Annotated in this window: 17 protein-coding genes; 3 read left to right on the forward strand and 14 right to left on the reverse strand. The window is 54.8% G+C overall.

The window, feature by feature from the left end; translation table 11 throughout:
* Positions 1-25 precede the first annotated feature (25 nt).
* From K6K13_RS19595 to K6K13_RS19615, 5 genes are read right to left on the reverse strand one after another with little or no spacing between them, the layout of a single operon-like run.
* The gene (locus K6K13_RS19595) at positions 26-289 is read right to left on the reverse strand and encodes a hypothetical protein (RefSeq protein WP_222158475.1); all 264 of its coding nucleotides are present in this window, start codon (positions 287-289) and stop codon (positions 26-28) included.
* Between the two features lie 57 nt (positions 290-346).
* Positions 347-589 (reverse strand): EscE/YscE/SsaE family type III secretion system needle protein co-chaperone, encoded by a 243-nt coding sequence (locus K6K13_RS19600; protein ID WP_222158476.1) that lies wholly within the window; start codon positions 587-589, stop codon positions 347-349.
* Positions 590-600: 11 nt separating this feature from the next.
* Complete coding sequence (sctD, locus tag K6K13_RS19605; protein WP_222158477.1) at positions 601-1,788, reverse strand: type III secretion system inner membrane ring subunit SctD; 1,188 nt, start codon at positions 1,786-1,788, stop codon at positions 601-603.
* A gap of 7 nt (positions 1,789-1,795) precedes the next feature.
* A complete protein-coding gene (locus K6K13_RS19610; protein WP_222158478.1) occupies positions 1,796-3,271 on the reverse strand; it encodes an EscC/YscC/HrcC family type III secretion system outer membrane ring protein in 1,476 nt (491 codons plus the stop codon).
* Positions 3,258-3,710, reverse strand: a complete 453-nt coding sequence (locus K6K13_RS19615; protein ID WP_222158479.1) for a pathogenicity island protein — start codon at positions 3,708-3,710, stop codon at positions 3,258-3,260. The genes K6K13_RS19610 and K6K13_RS19615 overlap by 14 nt, the downstream gene beginning before the upstream one ends.
* A 178-nt stretch (positions 3,711-3,888) precedes the next feature.
* Between K6K13_RS19615 and K6K13_RS19620 the strand changes: the two genes are divergently transcribed.
* Positions 3,889-6,651, forward strand: coding sequence for a two component system sensor kinase (locus K6K13_RS19620; RefSeq protein WP_222158480.1), 2,763 nt, complete (start codon positions 3,889-3,891; stop codon positions 6,649-6,651).
* A gap of 30 nt (positions 6,652-6,681) precedes the next feature.
* Positions 6,682-7,317, forward strand: coding sequence for a two component system response regulator (locus tag K6K13_RS19625; protein WP_222158481.1), 636 nt, complete (start codon positions 6,682-6,684; stop codon positions 7,315-7,317).
* A gap of 33 nt (positions 7,318-7,350) precedes the next feature.
* Here the strand turns inward: K6K13_RS19625 and K6K13_RS19630 are convergent, their stop codons facing one another.
* The 7 genes from K6K13_RS19630 to K6K13_RS19660 all read right to left on the reverse strand — a co-directional run bounded on the left by K6K13_RS19630 (position 7,351) and on the right by K6K13_RS19660 (position 15,568).
* Positions 7,351-8,433: an iron-containing alcohol dehydrogenase family protein gene (locus K6K13_RS19630; protein WP_222158482.1), complete on the reverse strand. Its 1,083-nt coding sequence runs from the start codon at positions 8,431-8,433 to the stop codon at positions 7,351-7,353.
* Between the two features lie 40 nt (positions 8,434-8,473).
* Positions 8,474-9,586, reverse strand: coding sequence for a histidinol-phosphate transaminase (gene hisC, locus K6K13_RS19635; RefSeq protein ID WP_222158483.1), 1,113 nt, complete (start codon positions 9,584-9,586; stop codon positions 8,474-8,476).
* Positions 9,587-9,609: 23 nt separating this feature from the next.
* Positions 9,610-11,298, reverse strand: a complete 1,689-nt coding sequence (hutU, locus tag K6K13_RS19640; protein ID WP_222158484.1) for a urocanate hydratase — start codon at positions 11,296-11,298, stop codon at positions 9,610-9,612.
* A 45-nt stretch (positions 11,299-11,343) separates the two neighbouring features.
* Positions 11,344-12,888, reverse strand: a complete 1,545-nt coding sequence (gene hutH, locus K6K13_RS19645) for a histidine ammonia-lyase (protein WP_222158485.1) — start codon at positions 12,886-12,888, stop codon at positions 11,344-11,346.
* Positions 12,889-12,970: 82 nt separating this feature from the next.
* Positions 12,971-13,756, reverse strand: coding sequence for an ABC transporter ATP-binding protein (locus tag K6K13_RS19650; protein ID WP_222158486.1), 786 nt, complete (start codon positions 13,754-13,756; stop codon positions 12,971-12,973).
* Positions 13,756-14,529 carry an ABC transporter permease gene (locus tag K6K13_RS19655; RefSeq protein ID WP_222161187.1) on the reverse strand — a complete coding sequence of 258 codons (774 nt, stop codon included), beginning with the start codon at positions 14,527-14,529 and terminating at the stop codon, positions 13,756-13,758. Before K6K13_RS19655 ends, K6K13_RS19650 begins: the two co-directional genes overlap by 1 nt.
* A 97-nt stretch (positions 14,530-14,626) precedes the next feature.
* Positions 14,627-15,568 (reverse strand): ABC transporter substrate-binding protein, encoded by a 942-nt coding sequence (locus K6K13_RS19660; RefSeq protein WP_434064620.1) that lies wholly within the window; start codon positions 15,566-15,568, stop codon positions 14,627-14,629.
* Between the two features lie 403 nt (positions 15,569-15,971).
* On the opposite strand from K6K13_RS19660, the gene hutC reads away from it, so the two are divergent.
* Positions 15,972-16,727, forward strand: a complete 756-nt coding sequence (gene hutC / locus K6K13_RS19665) for a histidine utilization transcriptional repressor HutC (RefSeq protein WP_434064586.1) — start codon at positions 15,972-15,974, stop codon at positions 16,725-16,727.
* Here hutC and K6K13_RS19670 read toward each other — a convergent pair.
* Both K6K13_RS19670 and K6K13_RS19675 read right to left on the reverse strand, forming a co-directional pair.
* The gene (locus tag K6K13_RS19670) at positions 16,686-17,312 is read right to left on the reverse strand and encodes a HutD/Ves family protein (protein WP_222158488.1); all 627 of its coding nucleotides are present in this window, start codon (positions 17,310-17,312) and stop codon (positions 16,686-16,688) included. The two genes, hutC and K6K13_RS19670, sit on opposite strands and share 42 nt — an antisense overlap.
* Positions 17,312-18,673, reverse strand: coding sequence for a formimidoylglutamate deiminase (locus K6K13_RS19675; RefSeq protein WP_222158489.1), 1,362 nt, complete (start codon positions 18,671-18,673; stop codon positions 17,312-17,314). The genes K6K13_RS19670 and K6K13_RS19675 overlap by 1 nt, the downstream gene beginning before the upstream one ends.
* Between the last annotated feature and the right edge of the window lie 138 nt (positions 18,674-18,811).

An 18,811-nucleotide genomic window follows, 5' to 3' on the forward strand; every position in this document is an offset into this window, starting at 1 on the left:
ATATGAAACAGTGTAGATGTGTTCATCATTTATTGACGCTATGCTTAATATGCGCCTCGATTTTTTTCAAGGAGATACTTAATGCCTTTAAATCTCTTTTTGCATTTTCCTCAATGAGGTTCATGTGATGGATACTCAGGGGGGGGGAGGCTTGATTATCATTCTGCAAAACGGTACGTTCCGCAGAAGACAGTTTGCCTTTTATCTTTTCAAATTCCGAAAAACATTTTAATAGACGTTCATACTCTACTTCGAATTTTTTAAATTGACTTGCAATATTACCTGACATGATACACCTCTCATCGTTCACGAATATGTCAGCCGTTGGTATGAAGATGGTTATTCCCTACTGACTTGACTCAGCCTCTAGCGCTATATTGTGATAACGAAAGTAAATGATCTTGATAATATCTTCGCTCTGTATTACCGCTTCCAGCAATAAGGCAAAGTGCTGATATTCCTCTGGCGCAATGGGTTTATCCATGGCACAGGTTAATCGATGACGGGCCTCACTTAGCACCATCAATGCCTTTTGAGCATCGTCAGCCGCCCCCTGTATGCGATCTTCCAATGCCGTCAGCGTCGTCATGGTATTTCTCCTTAAAAATTGAATGGAAGCGTGATCAGCGTGCGCCCTTGTCTGAACGTCACCGCGCTATCGCTGATAGCCACAACCTCGCTGCCCTCAGCCAGTCGGCTGCCTATGGATAAGGTATCGCCATTACCCAACACCAAATACTCGCCACGACGGCTATGAACAATGCCAGTGACAGGGGCTGGCAGTTGTCTGGAAAACTCATTGGATAGGGGAACATCCTGATAGCTCAGCGCCACAGAGGGATAGCGCGATCGCATATCCTGCATCAGTTGTGTCAAGGTCTGCTTATCCTGCGCGTTCAACACGCCGCTCAAAATGAAACGCGGCCCCGTATCCGTCAGGTTCACCTTGCCCGCTAAACCTTGCTGTAGCAGCGCGCTAATCAGCGCGTTACCGATCTCGTCGTAGGGGTTTTCTATCTGCCAATGCCGTAATCCCGGAATGTCAGCCAACAGCGGTTGAACCGCCTCCCACTGTTCTCCCATACGGATATCCGCATCGATCGCAACATTGCCCTTCCCTCGACTGACAACCTGAGCTTGGGTGTAGCCCGCCTGAATCAGCACATCTTTCACGTTTCGGACCAGTTGATCGGCGCAAATAACGTCATCCTGGTAGCGAATGTTGTGGGATTGCAGCGCAAGCCACAAGGGCGTCAACGACTCGCTCGATTCGCAATCTCCAGACACACTCAGCACGCCATCCTGCTGCCATTGCGCCACGAGCTGCGTCAACCCGGTGTGCTGCAACAACGCGTTCACGTCTACTGGTGCTTCCGTCGATGGCGACGGCCCCCATTCCACAGAGAAAGAGATGAGAGCGAAGATCAGCGCAAGCATGCCTGGCACCAACAGCCAGCCGCTTGAAAACCGGCGAACTGGCAGGCGATGACCGGCAAGGTCTGCTTGCTGCGGCCCAAATGCCATCGCTAATCCTGCCGCCTCCAATACCCCCTGGGACGGCAAGGGGTGATGCTGTACATGGCGGCGACCATTTACCCGCACCGACACCTTTTCCACATTGACATAGAGTTGCCCATCGACGACCGCCAGCTCAATACGGCTTGCAGCCTGCAAAGGGATGCACAGATCGCAATCCCGTTCACCAATGGAGAGACGACCTTCCGATAGCCACACTTCCCGTCCATGCAATACGCCGCCTAACAGGCGAATCTTCCACGTGTTTTCCATACGCTTTTCACTGTTGTCTATTGGCAACGGATGCCTTGATCAGGAACAAGCGAATAACGCTATGCATTTGGTTGGTTTTGGTGCTGAACAGGTGGCCAAGCACAGGGATGCTGCCTAATAAAGGGACCTTCTTTTCCGACTCTATCTGCTTATCCTGTTTGAACCCGCCCAATAACAGGCTCTGCCCCGACTGCAACATGGCTTGCGAAGCGATTTCTGCATTTTGAATACCGGGCAAAGGCTCATCCTGACTGATGGGTTGGCTTTGTTGCCCATCCTTAATGTTCAGGCTCAACATGATGTTCTGCTTGCCATTCTGCTCTAACAGTCGAGGCGTAACGCGCAGTAGCGATCCGGTCGTCACGGACTCCAGTTTGACCATTCTGTCGCCCTCAAGCTTGGTGTAGAACGTGATATTCTTGTCCAACACGGCTTGAATATTGTTGAGTGTCACCACCGAAGGTTGCGATAACACATAGGCACGAGAGTTCTTTTCCAACGCGTTAAGGCGCACCATAAAGTTCGGCGTGTCTTTGATCACACTGGAGAACCCGCTGTCCAGGCTCCCCCCGCTATTATTGAAGCTGAGCATTCCGCCGCCGATTGATGTCGCTGCACTCCAGTCAATGCCTAACTGGCTGATATCCGCAGCATCCACATCAATGATGGTCACAGAAATTTCGATCATTTCAGGCCGTTGATCCAACTGGGTGATCAGTTGGCGATACCCTGCCATGTTAGCGCTGCGATCGCGCACGATGACCGCATTCTGACGCGGATCCGCAGAAAACATCGGCAGCCCCTGAGTCGCAGGCGTATTGTTGGCTGGCGCGGGCGCGCCGCCGCGAGTCATGTCACGCAGCACGCTGACAATGCCGGGCACCACAACGGTCTGATCGCGGTATTTATACTGATCATCCAGCGCAGTGGCATATTTCAAGGGATATACCACAACGCTCACGGCATCATCCTGGCGTTTGCTAATATCGGAATCAAGGGTGGTTGCCAGTTGCGTAACGCGTTCCAGGCAGGCAGGCACGCCACTGATTTCCAGCGCATGCTCATTCAACACGGGGTAAATGACACAGCTCCGATCTTCAGGAACATTCAGTCTGCGTAAATGTGCTGCAAAACGCTTGGCGGATAGCACATTGAGTGTTACAAGATGGCGCGACAGGCGCTGTGCGGGGTAAATAAACAGCGTATTGCCATCGTAATAAGAAACCAGATTATATTGACTCATCAACTTATACAGAATATCCAACGGCGGTCCTGGCAAGATAACGCCGCTGAAATTTTGCACAATCACCGGATCGATATTCGTTGATGTATAATAGTTTTCCGCGAGATGCTGCAACAGAGAAGAGAGCGACATATTTTGTGCCCGCAATGAAAAATCATTGCCCTTCCACGGTAGGCTCTCGGCATAAGAAACCGAACAGAAAAAAAACAAAACCAAATGGGCGATTTTACATAGCTTCATATTCTTTTACCTGGCATGGGTATTTTTTACTCAAAATGAGGTATCGAAAATAACGCGTTAGCGCCACATGCATCTCTATTTGTTTTGCCATTACGTCGGCAGAGATTTTCTTATCATAGACACAGCACAGCCAACTTTTCTCATCGGATAAGTAGCAGGAAAAATCGTGAATTTCATGATGAGCCCCTAACAAACATGAAACATAACACAATGTTTCCAATGATAAATCATGAGAGTCAACGAGGTATATTGCCAAAATCCAGGAGAAGTTGCATGAATAGCCTTTCGCTGGGAGATCCGCTATTTTCATCACGATTTCTCCTTTACTATTAGGCATGGATATATCCTCAACCAAAGGGATAGTTTTTAATAAATCAAGCATATAGAACAACCTCCATGGGATAATCTTATTCTCAAATGCAATGAGGATCTTAGACATCAACCTTATACCTGATTTTTACTTACGGTGAGGTTATATATATTTACAAATTAAAACAATTGCGGCGCTAAAGCCTTTATAGTTTTAGTGAAAATTACCGTGTTAGAGAAAACCGACAGACGTAAATTCATTCGCCCACAGGGGCTATTTCATTTAGACACCATTTTCGGGTATGACAATGAAAAGAAAGCGCTCATTGGTGAGTAAACCGACATTATTCATATCACTGTGCTTATTTATTATCTGGCTGGTTTCTGTTTTCGCTGCAACCTATGCCTCACTTAACCAGGAAAAACATTATTTAATTGAGAATCTAACGCACTTTTCCACCCTGAGGGCAACGTTAACCAATCACCGTTTTGAAGGTGCAGAACGGGATGCGCAAATATTGGCACACCGCTACCACTTGTATCACAGCAGTGCCGCAGACAAGGCGGTAGTCGATAAAAGTGAAAGCTGTTACCTGCCTATTGATACCAGCGCCTGTATCCCCAAAACGGTTCAAGAGCAGGATCGCAGCTTTATCCAGGTTTACGGCACCGCTGGGCAAACTTATTACCTCGACAGCTTTGTGCTGGATAGCCGCTATGGCATCTCGCTGTTGCCCCCTCGCGAGCATGCCGCCGACTATTTTTCGCGTCGTCACACCGAGTTAACGGAATTGCTTGGTAGCCCCGTCAACCACAATATGCACTGGGGCGAACCCAAGTACACAGAGGGCGTGGGCTGGAGCATCTCCGTTGCGGCTACCAGTTCACAGGGTACGCTCGCCGGGCTTTCAGTCAAATTAAGCGATGTGCTCTCCTACGGCCAACTGTTCTCTGGCAGCGATATCAGCCTCTGGCTGGATATGCAAAATCACATCCTGCCTTTTTCCCTGCTCAACGAGAAGCAAGGCCAGGCATTACAAGCGCTGTTCAACGACGTCACACTGCATGATGGCTGGCAGGAAATTCCCGGCTATCTGGTGCTGCGCACCCAGTTGAAAGGGCCGGGCTGGCAACAGGTTATCCTGTATCCAACCCGGGATATCATCCACCGGTCGCTGTCTATCGTCATCAGCCAGTTGCCTTTCGCATTAGCGACATTAGTCCTCCTTGCGCTGATGCTGTTGGGGCTGCTCCATCGTCATCTGGCCCGGCCGTTGCAGGACTTTGTCGATATCATCAATAAGACGAAATGGGCACCACTGTCGCTGCGTTTGCCGGAGAACCGTCAGGATGAACTTGGCAGTATTGCTCAGGCTTACAATCGGCTGTTGAACGATCTGCGCGTGCAGCATGACAACCTGGAAAATACCGTGGTTGAACGCACGCGCGAGTTGATTATCGCCAAACAGCAGGCGGAACAGGCCAACAAACGCAAAAGCAGCCACCTGACAACCATCAGTCATGAACTGCGCACGCCGCTCAGCGGTTCACTGGGTGCACTGGAGCTACTCCAACTCACCCCGCTATGCGCCAAGCAAAGTCACCTGGCGGAAACGGCCCGGCTTTGCACCCTCTCATTGCTGGATATCATCAACAACCTGTTGGATTTCTCGCGTATCGAGTCAGGACAAATCTCGCTGCACGTTGAGCAGACAGCGCTGCTCCCGCTGATCGATCGCGCGATGTACACCATTCAGGGACCGGGAAAAAGCAAAGGATTGATGCTGCGTACCACGGTCAGCGGTGATGTGCCCTTGCTTATCGATATGGATGCGACGCGCGTACGGCAAATTCTGGTGAATCTGCTGGGAAATGCGGTCAAATTTACGGATAACGGAGGGATAACGCTCAGCGTCACACGCAACGACAACACGCTGATCTTTGCCGTTTGTGACAGTGGTAAAGGCATTGCCTCTGCCGATCATGATGCGGTATTCACCCCCTTCTTTCAGAGCCAGGGAAACATTCAGGGGACCGGGCTTGGGCTGACGATTGCCTCGAATCTGGCCCGAATGATGGGGGGATGGCTGGATCTCAACAGCTCGGTAGGGCTCGGTACCTGCATCTCTTTTATGATGCCGCTCGGTAAATACGCCACACCCACGCCATTAAACGGCGATATTGCCGCGCCATTGGCACTGCACCGTCAACTGAGCGAATGGGGACTGACATGCCATTCCGCAGCGCATGGCAGTGCCCTGTCTGCCGACGAACTTGGCTTTCTGCCGGGCAAACTCTATACGCTGGCTGCTCAGATAACGTCAGGCATCACCGACACCGATAAGGCGGTGATCCCGGTTCAACCCTGGCGATTGCATATCCTGCTCGTTGATGATGCGACAATAAACCGCGACATCATTGGTGCCATGCTGAGACTGCTCGGGCAAAACGTCACTACCGCCAGTAACGGCCGAGAAGCACTGGCGTGTGGGCGACAACAGCGTTTTGATCTGGTGTTGATGGATGTCTGCATGCCGGAGATGGATGGCCTGACCTGCACCCAGCAGTGGCGTAAAGACAGCAAGAATCAGGATACGGAATGCGCCATTATGGCCCTGTCAGCCAACACCGCCTCGGAAGAAATTGTCCGTTGCAAGCAAGCCGGTATGCACCACTACCTGACCAAGCCCGTCACGCTGGCGCATTTGGCCGATGGCATCAGCATCGCCGCCGAATATCAGCTTCAGCGAGAAATCGATCTGCAAGAGCAAGATAACCTGATGGACAAAGCCATCATCGATATCACACACCCCACTATGCGACGAAAAATCCGTCGTTCACTGCGAGAATTGCTGTCAAGCATTGAACAAAATTCAAGCGATCAGAAAAAAACTATCACGCTGTTGCATACCCTAAAAGGATGCATCGGGCAGGCTGGTCTCGGTCCATTGCTGTGCGATGTGATCGATATAGAGAACCGGGTTAAACGTGGACTGCCATTATCCAACGCGGAAATTGCAGAGCTACGTCTTACGCTGGATGTCGCTTTACGTTTGAAATGCTCAACGTAAAGAGCAACGTTTTGTTGAGAGGAATGGAATATGAACGATCATAAAATTTTGCTGGTGGACGATCACGAGTTGATCATAAACGGCATTATCAATTTGCTGGTGCCCTATCCGCGCTTTCGTATTATTGCGCACACTGAAAATGGCCTTGAGGTCTATAACGCCTGCCGCCTGCATGAACCTGATATAGTGATCCTCGATCTGGGATTACCGGGCATCAATGGGCTGGACCTTATCCCGCAACTCTGTTCGCGCTGGCCTAAAATGGCCATCCTCGCGTACACCGCACACAACGAGGAGTTTATGGCAATACGCACCCTGTCGGCGGGTGCCATGGGATACGTATTGAAAAACAGCAGCCAAAAGACATTATTGGCTGCAATCCAGACTATGGCCGTCCGAAAACGGTATATCGACCCAGCGCTCAACCGAGATGCCATCAACTCCGCCCTGAACACGGAAGGGGACAGTCCGGAGTTGCTGACACCGCGTGAACGGCAAATATTGAGACTTATTGCCAACAGCTACACCAACCGCCTTATCGGCGAGCAACTGTGCATCAGCGTTAAAACGGTCGAAACCCATCGGCTGAACATTATGAAAAAACTCAATGTACATAAAGTGACAGAGTTGCTTAATTGCTCAAGGCGCTTAGGGCTAACTGATTAAGTTTTTATACCAGGCCACACTTTATAGCGCCTGTTAACAGGCGCTGATAGCCAGACGTTCTACGCGATGGATGTCATCGCGTAACGTCTCGCGGGTAACGATATGAGGCATATTGCCCATATCCGGTGCCGTCACCGCCGCATTCAATATGGCCGCCTGTTCTTCTGGAGTCAGGGTTGGGGCAATCGCTGCCAGTGATGTTGGGATGGCACACGCCTTCGCCAACGCAATGGCTTCAAGCAATTCCGCATCGCTACGCCCTTCCTGCGCCAGCAAACAGAGATTACCAAACCCCACCAGCAGACCATGTCCGTAAGCACGCGTCTTATCGCACACAGTAAAGCCCTCGTAGAGCGCATGGGCCGCCGCCGCATGGGCACCATTACTCATCAGCGAGGTCAATCCGGCAAACAAAAAGATGGCATCAAGCACCTGATCCAACGCCGGTGTCGCCTGCTGTTGTCGTACGGCTTCGCAGGAAGCGGCACCAAATCGGGCAATCTGTTGGTAGCAAAGCTGGCTGTTTGCCATAGAGGACGCACCAAAACCGGTGACATCCTTATTACCGCTAATGGCGCGCAGTTCATACCATTTTGCCAGCGTATCGCCCAACCCCGCGGCTAACCAGCGCAGTGGTGCTTTAGCCAGAATATCGGAATCAATAATCACCGCGGCGGGCGCGACAGGCAGATGATACAAATCACGAAAATGACCGTCGTCATCATAGCGAATCGTCAGTGGCGTCACCGCAGCACAGGTTGCCGCGATGGTCGGCAGGGTGATAACCGGACGGGCTGTTTCCAGTCCAACAGCTTTTCCTGTATCCAACGCCTTCCCACCGCCCACCGCGATAATCACATCGGCAGCATGGGTGCGTACGTCTTGTGCCAGACGTAAAATTTGTGTTTCGCTGCACTCGCCGCCGTACCAGATGTCGGCGCACTTGCTCACACCGGCTGCGGCCAGTTGTGCATCAATCAGGGCTGACGCCGCCTCCAACGCATGTTTCCCCCCCAAAACCAAAGCACGTTTACCCAGCGCTGAAGCGATGGCGCCCAACTGGTTAATCGCGCCTGCGCCGCGTACCACGCGCGCAGGAAAATAGACCTGTTGCATGTATTCTCCGTAATTATTCAGTCAATTGGCCGAAGCGGGATTACTGCGCACACTGACGCAGCGCCGCAATACACTGTTGGTTGGCGGCCTCAGATCCCACCGAGATCCGCAGCCATTGGGTATATCCGGCTTCCAGCCAGGGCTTCACAATCACCCCGAAATGCAATAAACGCTCAGCCAACGCCGCGCTATCCTGTGCGACATTCACAAACAGGAAATTGGTCTGCGACGGCGCCACACCCCACCCCATGGCGAGCAGTTGATCTCTGAGCCAGGCCCGCTGCTGCGTGACATGGGTGACACTGCGTGCCACGTGCGCCACATCCAACAGCGCGGCCTGTGCCGCAGCCTGCGCCATACGATTGATATTGAACGGTGTACGCACGCGGTCGAGCAGTTCAACCATCTCGGCATGACACGCCAAACCATACCCCACACGCAAGCCAGCCAGACCGTATGCCTTGGAAAACGTGCGCAACACAATCCACGGTCGCGCCTGCTGACGTAATACGCAGAGGCTATAGGGATAATCAGGGTGCGCGGCGCAGTACTCATAATACGCTTCGTCGATCACCAACACGCAGTCCGGCGGCGTCATGGCAATCAGGCGTTCGAATCCCTCACGCCCCAACATGCAACCCACGGGGTTGGAGGGGTTACTGAACACCACCATTTTGGCCGGTTGTGCCAGCGCCTGCGCCCAGGCATCCAGGTCGTACTCCATCTGCACATTCACTGGCACCAGCGTCACCTCAGCCCCTAACATGTTGGGATACAGGTGATGCAGCCCAAAAGAGGGCAGCAGCGTAACAACCCGATCGCCCGGATTGAGAAAAGCCAGACACAGCATTTCAAGCAGATTTTCCGAGCCGTTACCCATCACCACCGGTTCCGGCGTCATCCCGGTGCGTGCGGCAATGACCGCGCGCAATTGGAGACTCGCCGGATCGGGATAACAGGCCGTGCGCGTCACTTCAGCCCACAACGCCGCATCGGCCAACGGACTCATGCCCAGTGGGTTTTCATTGCTGGCAAGGCGGGCAATGTCCTTCACAGCAAAGCGCTGGCGCACCGCATCATCAGACAATCCTGAGTTATAGCGTCCCAGTTGGCGGGCTTCGCGCCGCGCCAGTCGTTCAATCGTTTCTTTCATGATGACCTCAGCGGCGCGCTCCGTTAGCCCTTCACCATCGGCAAGTTCAACCCATGCTGCGCAGCGCACGCGATAGCGCTCTCATACCCTGCATCCGCATGGCGCATCACGCCCGTTGCCGGGTCGTTCCACAGCACGCGCGCCAGACGTTCATCGGCCTGTTCGCTGCCGTCACACACGATCACCGTGCCCGCATGCTGTGAGAAGCCCATACCCACGCCGCCGCCGTGATGCAGACTGACCCAGGTTGCGCCACCCGCCGTGTTTAACAGCGCATTGAGCAACGGCCAGTCGGATACCGCGTCCGAGCCATCGCGCATCGCTTCGGTTTCCCGATTGGGTGAGGCAACTGATCCGCAGTCCAGATGATCGCGACCAATCACAATCGGCGCTTTCAACTCGCCATTGCGTACCATCTCATTGAAAGCCAACCCTGCCAGATGGCGCTCTCCCAATCCCAACCAGCAAATGCGTGCGGGTAATCCCTGGAAGGCGATGCGCTCTTGCGCCATATCCAGCCAGCGGAGTAACGACGTGTTCTCGGGAAACAGCGCTTTGAGCTTGGCATCGGTACGCGCGATATCCTCCGGATCGCCTGACAGCGCCACCCAGCGGAATGGGCCTTTGCCCTGACAGAATAATGGGCGAATATAGGCAGGCACAAAACCGGGGAAATCGAACGCGTTAGCCACCCCCTCTTCCAGTGCCATCTGGCGGATATTGTTGCCATAATCCACCGTAGGGATACCCATATGGTGGAATTCCAGCATCGCCTGCACATGCACCGCCATCGAGGCTTTGGCCGCCTTTTCTACCGCTTTCGGATCGCGAGTGCGCATCGCTGTCCAGTGCGCCACGTCCCATCCTTGCGGCAGATAACCGTTAATCGGATCGTGCGCCGAGGTTTGATCGGTCACGATATCCGGGCGCATCCCTCCGGCCTTGGCGCGTTTCACCAGTTCTGGCACCACGTCCGCCGCGTTACCCAACAGGCCCACAGAAATGGCGCGTCCCGCTTTGCACGCCTCATCGATCATTGCCAGCGCTTCATCCAGATCGGTGGCTTTGTAATCGAGATAACGTGTACGCAGGCGAAAATCAATGCGTGACTCCTGGCACTCGATCGCCAGCACGCTGGCACCGGCCAGCACGCCGGCCAACGGCTGCGCGCCCCCCATGCCGCCCAAGCCAGCGGTCAGGATCCACCGCCCGCGCAAATCGCCGTTGTAGTGCTGCTGCCCTGCTTCAGCAAAGGTTTCGTAGGTTCCCTGCACAATGCCCTGCGCACCGATGTAGATCCATGAACCCGCCGTCATCTGGCCGTACATCATCAATCCATCACGGTCTAGCTTATTGAAGTGATCCCAGTTGGCCCAGTGCGGCACCAGATTCGAGTTGGCGATCAGCACGCGCGGCGCGTTTTCATGGGTACGGAAAACGCCCACCGGTTTACCAGACTGCACCAACAGCGTTTCATCCCCTTTGAGGGCGCGCAGAGAGGCGAGTATCGCGTCAAAACAGGCCCAGTTGCGTGCCGCTTTGCCAATTCCACCGTACACCACCAGATCTTCGGGCCGTTCGGCAACGTCTGGATCCAGGTTATTCTGGATCATGCGGTACGCCGCTTCGATCAGCCAGTTTTCACAATGCAGTTCACTGCCGTGGGGTGCTCTCACTTCACGCGCACCCGCCTGTTCCACAGATAAGGTCATAATGCTGTTCCTTTGATATTCGGTTAATGTCCGTAGCCTGTCGGGTTATTGAGCATAAGTGGGCAGCAACGCGGCCACCTGTTCCGGCCATTCGGCCTGGCTTGCCCAACGACACATGGCAGCGATATCCGGCGCCAGATAGCGGTCTTTATCGAGGAAAAGTACCGCCTGACGAATGCGGGTTAACTCTTGTTCCAGCAAAGCAGAACTGCGCAACGGGCGGTGGAATTCGATGCCCTGTGCAGCCGCCATCGCTTCGATACCCACCACGGCAGCAGTGTTGTCACACATTGCGCCTAGACGACGGGCCGCGTAAGTGGCCATGGAGACGTGGTCTTCCTGATTGGCAGAGGTAGGCAAGCTGTCAACGCTGCCGGGATGCGCCAGCGATTTGTTTTCCGATGCCAAGGCGGCGGCGGTCACTTGGGCTATCATAAAGCCAGAATTCACGCCGCCATCGGCCACCAGGAAAGGCGGCAATGCCGACAGACCGGTATCGAGCAGCAGCGCCAAACGGCGTTCAGAAATTGCGCCAATTTCCGCGACAGCAAGAGCGATAATGTCAGCGGCAAATGCCACCGGTTCAGCATGAAAGTTACCGCCCGAAATCACATCACCGTTGTCGGTAAACACCAGTGGGTTATCTGACGCAGCGTTAGCTTCAATTTGCAGAATGCGCGCCGCATGGGTCAGGTTATCCAGACAGGCCCCCATCACTTGCGGAATGCAGCGGATGGAATAAGGATCCTGCACCCGGCCACAATGAATATGTGAATCCATGATGCCGCTGCCTTTGAGCAGCGCATCCATCGCCTCAGCCACCGCGATCTGACCTCGCTGGCCGCGCGCTTTGTGGATACATGCATCGAACGGTTTGGCCGAACCGCGAATGGCCTCCAGCGAAAGCGCACCAGCGACCAGACCTGCCCCCAGCACTTGCTCTGCACCAAACAGGCCGCGCAGGGCAAGCGAAGTGGAAACCTGCGTGCCATTAAGCAGCGCCAACCCCTCTTTCGGCCCCAACACCAGCGGCTCGACGCCAGCCAGCGCCAGCCCTTCTCGTGCTGGCAGCAGAGCGCCATTGATTTTGACCTGCCCTTCCCCCAGCAGCATCAGCGACATATGGGCCAACGGTGCCAAATCACCCGACGCCCCTACCGATCCTTTTTCCGGAACGCACGGCATGACGCCCGCATTGAACAACGCCAGCAAGGTTTCAATCACCAGACGGCGCACGCCGGAATGGCCCCGCGCCAGACTCACCACTTTGGTTGCCATCACCAAACGCAGCACATTGTCGGGCAGCAGTTCACCTACGCCGACGCTGTGCGACAGCACCAGATTGCGTTGCAACTCCGCCAGACGCTCGGCAGGAATGGAGGTGCTGACCAACTTGCCAAACCTGGTATTGATGCCATAGACCACCCGATTCTGCCGCACGATATCCGCCACCTGCTGGCACGCGGCATCCACGTCAGCCCAGGCCTCTTCGGCGAGCGTCAGTGTGACGCCACCGTGATAAATCGCCCGCAGCGTCGCCAGATCGACCGCGCCGGGAGTGAGGCAAATCGACAGGGGTGTTGTTGTCATAATCTATTCCTGTATATACAAGTTAAACTGAAGTAAAAACGCCATAGGCGTTTTTATGTCTTGTTCTGGTCTGTGTGCCTGACTAATGCGCCAACGCCTGGAGCGTTTCGGCGCGAATCTCTTCGGTCACCCTGGCCTTGAGCGCCATAAATTCCGGCGAGGTTTTCAGGGTGTAATCACGATGCCCGTCAAAGGCAACCGCCACTTCGGTTTTGATGCGTCCCGGGCGAGCACTAAAAATCGCTACTCGGTTACCCATAAAGATAGCTTCATCAATATCGTGCGTGACAAACATCACCGTCTTTCGTGACGCTTCCCACACCGAAAGTAAAAGTTCCTGCATCATGACGCGCGTCTGGTTATCCAGCGCGCCAAAAGGTTCATCCATCAACAGCACTTTGGGATCGTTTGCCAATGCGCGTGCAATCGCAGTGCGTTGCTGCATGCCGCCAGAAAGCTGACGCGGATAGTGATGCTCAAAGCCTTTCAAACCAACCTGATGAATGTAGTAGTCACAACGCTCCTGCTGCTGTGCCTTGCTGATGCCGCGCTCCTGCAAACCAAAACAGATGTTCTGCGCCACCGTCAGCCAGGGGAACAGCGTATAGCTTTGAAACACCATACCGCGATCGGCGCCCGGTCCTTCCACCAGCGCGCCATCAAGCCACACTTCACCGCTGGTGGGCGAATCCAACCCGGCGATGATGCGCAACAAGGTAGATTTGCCACACCCGGACGGCCCGAGAATGGTGATGAAGTCGTTTTCCTGTACCTGATAATCGACAGGCAACAGCGCCTGAGTCTGTTCGCCGCGCGGGCCGGTAAAGATGCGCTCGACCTGGCGTACCGCTAATTTGCTGTAGGACATTACAATAAGCTCCAGGAAAACAGGCGTCGATTCATCGCCTTAAACAGAAAATCTGACAGCAGGCCAATCACCCCGATGACGATAATGCCGAAGATGATCTGTCCGGTATTCAGCAGCGCCTGACTGTCGACAATCATGTGCCCGATACCGCTCGACGAGCCAATCAGTTCAGCAACAATCACGTAAGTCCACGCCCACCCGAGCACCAACCGTAACAGTTCGGCGATTTCCGATGCCGCCCCAGGGATCAGCACGCGCCGCACCACGCTGCCGTTGCTGCATCCCAGCGTGTAGGCCGCTTCCACCAAATCGCGACGCGCAGCGCCTACCGCTACCGCCACCATCAACACGATTTGAAAGAAAGAACCAATAAAGATCACCAGAATCTTCTGCATCTCACCGATGCCCGCCCACAGAATCAACAGCGGAATAAACGCCGATGCCGGTAAATAGCGGCAAAACGACACAAAGGGTTCAAAAAACGCCTCGCACAGTTTGTACGCGCCCATCAGAATGCCGAGGGGGACGCCGATGATTGCAGCCAGCAGGAACCCTGCCAGCACGCGCATCACCGTCATAGCGATATCCTCAGAGAAGTTATACTGGGTGAAGAGGATCGCCCCTTCACGCAGCATGGTCAGCGGATCGGCCAAAAAGGTCGGTGATACCGAACCGCTGAACGTCACCATTCCCCACAGGGCAAAAAACAGGACAAAAAAGGCGACCCCAAGTGCCACGCGCAACCGCACGGCAACAGGCCGCAGCGGCACCATCAACGGATTGTGCCAGCGCGGTGCAGCGTCAGGTAACGCCGCAGGCGGCAAAGGCAGTTTGTCAGTCGCGCGAGAATCACTCATCATGCCAATATCCTTATTTCACGTAGCTGGCGTCATACAGGGTGCTGATATCCGGGATCTTGCGAATCACGCCCATTTCCAGCAGCAGTTTGGCCGCTTCATTGCTGAAGGTTTCGATTTCACCGCTGAAGAATTTGCGGTTCTGTTCTCTGTCCTGCCAGCGCAGATAGTTGGCTGATTTAGCAAAATCCGCCCCGCTTGATTTCACCGCTGCGCCCATGATTTCGTAAGATTTTTCCGGCTCGGCCTTGATCATTTCCAGCGCATCAAAATAGCTTTCTACCAATGCTTTGGCGGCCTGCGGATTTTTCGCGAGAAAATCCGGCGTACAGCCAAGCGTGTCCATTACCATCGGGTAATCGAGCGTGGTGGCAATGATCTTGCCGCTTTCAGGTTTGTCGCGCACGCTGGAGAGATAGGGTTCATAAGTCATGGCAGCATCGTTTTGCCCGGCAAGCAGCGCCTGTGCGGCAGCCTGTGGCGAGAGCGTTGCCGTCTTCACGTCTTTAAGCGTCATGCCGTTTTTATCCAGGATCCACGCCAGCGCAAAGTAGGGGGAGGTCCCTGGCGCATCGACACCAATAGTTTTCCCTTTCAACGATTTGATATCACTGATCGGGCCACGCACCGCCAGACCGTCAGCGCCGTAGGATTTATCCAACTGCACAATCTGCTTAATCGGCACACCGTTGGCGTTCCAGGCGACATAGGTTTCTACCGTGGTGGCAGCACATTGAATCGCTCCAGAGGCCACGGCCAGATGGCGATCTTTTTGTGGGATCATTTTGATCGACACATCCAGCCCATGCTTCTTGAAGATGCCGGCTTTATCAGCCAGCGTCAGCGGCGCAAAGCCGGTCCAGCCAGAAATACCGATCGCTACCGGCGTATCTGCCGCCTGCGCCACGCCTGCCGATACCATGCAAAGCGCCATCAGGGTCGCTTTCCAGCCCATGTTACCTCGTGCTTTGTTCATTCGTTCCGCTCCTGTGAGAGAAGTCATTACCCATGCGGCAAACTGTGCCAACGTTATTGTCTGTACCCTAAATGGGTATAAGCTTGTATAGACAACTTAAGCAAGCAATGTGCCAATGCCACAGAACTGGCGTATAGCCCTTTATTGGCGGGAATCGTGTGAAAAGACCAGGCAGGAAAGCAGGTTCCAGAATAGTGCATTGCTCCCGTTTGGCGCACCATGATGATTCGTCATTCACAAGCCAGCACGCAACAACACACCTGCCATCCTCCTCAACGGGTTGTCAGCAGCACGGCACCGTCTTTGCACTATTGTCTATATATATACATACGCGCATAAAATTCGCTACACTGCACAAAAGCGTAGGGTCAAGGAGAACACCGTGGTGACACAGCAGCGCGCATCGCAACTTGCAGGCGCCATGAGCGATATACCCGCCCCCATCTATCAACGGGTCAAGCAGGCGATTATCAGCCAGATTCGTACGGGTGCCTGGCAGCCGCACCAGCGTATTCCGTCAGAGAGCGAGTTGGTCAACGAGCTCGGCGTTAGCCGTATGACGATTAACCGCGCGCTGCGTGAGCTGACCAGTGAAGGCTTTTTGCTGCGAATGCAAGGCGTCGGTACGTTTGTCGCGGAGATCAAGGCCTACGCGGCCATGCTCGAAGTGCGCAATATCGCCGAAGAGATTGCCGAACGTGGACATCGCCACAGCAGCCGCGTGCTAGCGCTGCAAAGTCTGAAAGCGGAAAGTGAACTGGCGGAACAGTTTGATATCTCCCCGGGGCAAACGCTGTTCCACTCGCAGATCGTCCATTACGAAAACGATCTCCCGGTCCAACTGGAAGATCGCTACGTCAATCCCGTGGAAGCGCCGGACTATCTGCAACAGGATTTCACCTGCCGCACGCCTTACACCTATCTCAGTCAGGTGGCGCCACTCACCGCCGGTGAACATATCGTGGAAGCTTTTATTCCAGACGATCACCAGCGTCAGGTATTGGCACTAGACCCGCAGGAGCCGTGCCTGATGATCCGCCGCCGCACCTGGCACGACGCGCGCATTGTTACCGTCGCTCGTCTTATCTATCCCGGTTCATGCTATCGCCTGCTGGGCCGTTTCAAGACCCACGGCTGATGGCTGTAAGGGGTTGCTCTCGCGGCGAAATACCGCGGTGTAGAGCAACCAGGCATCCTTGGTCAGTGGCGTGAGGTGGCGTTCAGGCTGTTGACTCGTACACCACACGCCCTGCCCCGTCTGACAGGTTTCCTCACCAATGCGCCAGCAACCGTCCATCACATAGAGCACGCCCGCTTCCTGCGCGCCCAGTTGCATCGCGTCACGCACCGCCATCACGGTGGCATAATGGCTGTCGCGCCGGGTCATGATATTAAAGTCCCGGTTGTCAGTATCCTCGCCATGCGTCACGACCGGCGTGGCAGAAAGCGGCGTTTCACCGGCAAAAAACAGCGGCTCGCCGCGCCGCAAACGGTGCGAAAACCCCGGGAAAATCAGAGAAACACCGGCGCCTTCCAGCAAGGTAATAATGCGATCAACGCCCGGAAAGGCAGAAAAATCACCGGCCTGGGCAATGGTGGCAATGCTGGCACGCCAGGCAAACCCTTCCCCGCCCACCGCAGCCACGCTGATGATTTCCCGTGTTTCTCCGCCGCCATTACGCCAACGGCTGACCGGTAAGGTATTTACATCAAAAAATGGCATTAGAGCCTCCCCAACACATCCATGACCAGGGCGAACTGGCGGTCAGATTCATCATCCAGCGCATGCTGTCCCTGATAAATCACCTGTTTCCCGGCAACCCACACATCGCGAATCTGCTGGCGCTCACCGGCAAACAGCCAGCGGTTGAGCAGCGCGCGGTCCGGCAGGCCGTGCAACCAGGCATTATCCTCCAGCACCAGCCAATCGGCGCGATAACCCGGAGCCAGCGCGCCGATGGCAACCCCACAGGCTGCCGCGCCGCCCGCCAGCGCCTGCCGATAAAGCACATCACCGACCGCAGGTTGGTCAGGCGTCACTACCCGGTTGCGCCGTCTGTCACGCAAGCGTTGCGCATATTCCAACCAGCGCAACTCTTCCAACAGGTTCAATGAGACGTGGCTGTCTGAACCGATGCCCCAACGACCGCCCAGTGCGACATACTGGTCCAGCGCAAAGATGCCATCGCCAAGGTTGGCTTCCGTGGTCGGACACAGTCCCGCAATGGCTCCGCTGGCTGCTACGCGCTGTAGCTCGCGTTCATCCAGATGAGTGGCATGAATCAACGTCCAGCGCTCATCCACGGCGAAGCGATCGAACAGCCAGTTCACGGGCCGTTCGCCGCTCCACGCCAGGCAGTCTTCCACCTCTTTCATCTGCTCGGCAATGTGAATGTGCACCGGCAACGTTGTGGGCATGGCTGCCAGCACGTCGTTGATTTGGCTTTCACTGACGGCACGCAGCGAGTGAAAACAAATCCCTGCCGTATGCAACGGCCTATCCCGTAACAGCGTTGCCAATCGCTGCTGCTGGGCTACATAGTGTTCGGTATGCTGGATGAAACGTCGTTGCCCCGGCAGCGCAGGCTGGGCGCCAAAACCGGCGTAGCTGTAGAGCACCGGCAGCAGCGTTTGGCCGATGCCTGCGCGCTCTGCCGCCGTGATCAGTTGCAGCAGCATGTCATCCTGCGCGTAAGGCTGCCCGGCCGGGTCGTGATGCAGGTAGTGAAACTCAGCAACCTGGGTATAGCCCCCTTTCAACATCTCGATATAGAGTCGGCTGGCGATGGCACCGACCTGCTCCGGCGTCAGATGGCCTACCAGCCGATACATCAGATCGCGCCAGGTCCAGAAGCTGTCTTGCGGATCGCCTGCCACTTCTGCCAGCCCCGCCATCGCGCGCTGAAAAGCATGTGAATGCAGGTTCGCCATCGCAGGCAGCACAATACCCGGCAAAGACTGCGTTTCTTCTGACGTGGCGTTTTGCTCGACGTCAGTAATCACGCCCTCAGCGGAAACGGCAATGCGGACATCGCGCGCCCATCCCTGCGGCAACAGGGCGCGCGAAGCGAAGAAGCTCGGCATGGTTGATCCTTTACGGTTGTGGTTTGAGTTGTATTACTGGTTGTCTATACCTATACATACACCAGCTCACCGGCCAACGACTATAGTGAATTATTATGGTCACAATAAGAAAATGCTATCTTGCGCCCCTTGTCGTTC

Origin of the sequence: Symbiopectobacterium purcellii (genome assembly GCF_019797845.1) — a bacterium.
Lineage (GTDB): Bacteria > Pseudomonadota > Gammaproteobacteria > Enterobacterales > Enterobacteriaceae > Symbiopectobacterium > Symbiopectobacterium purcellii.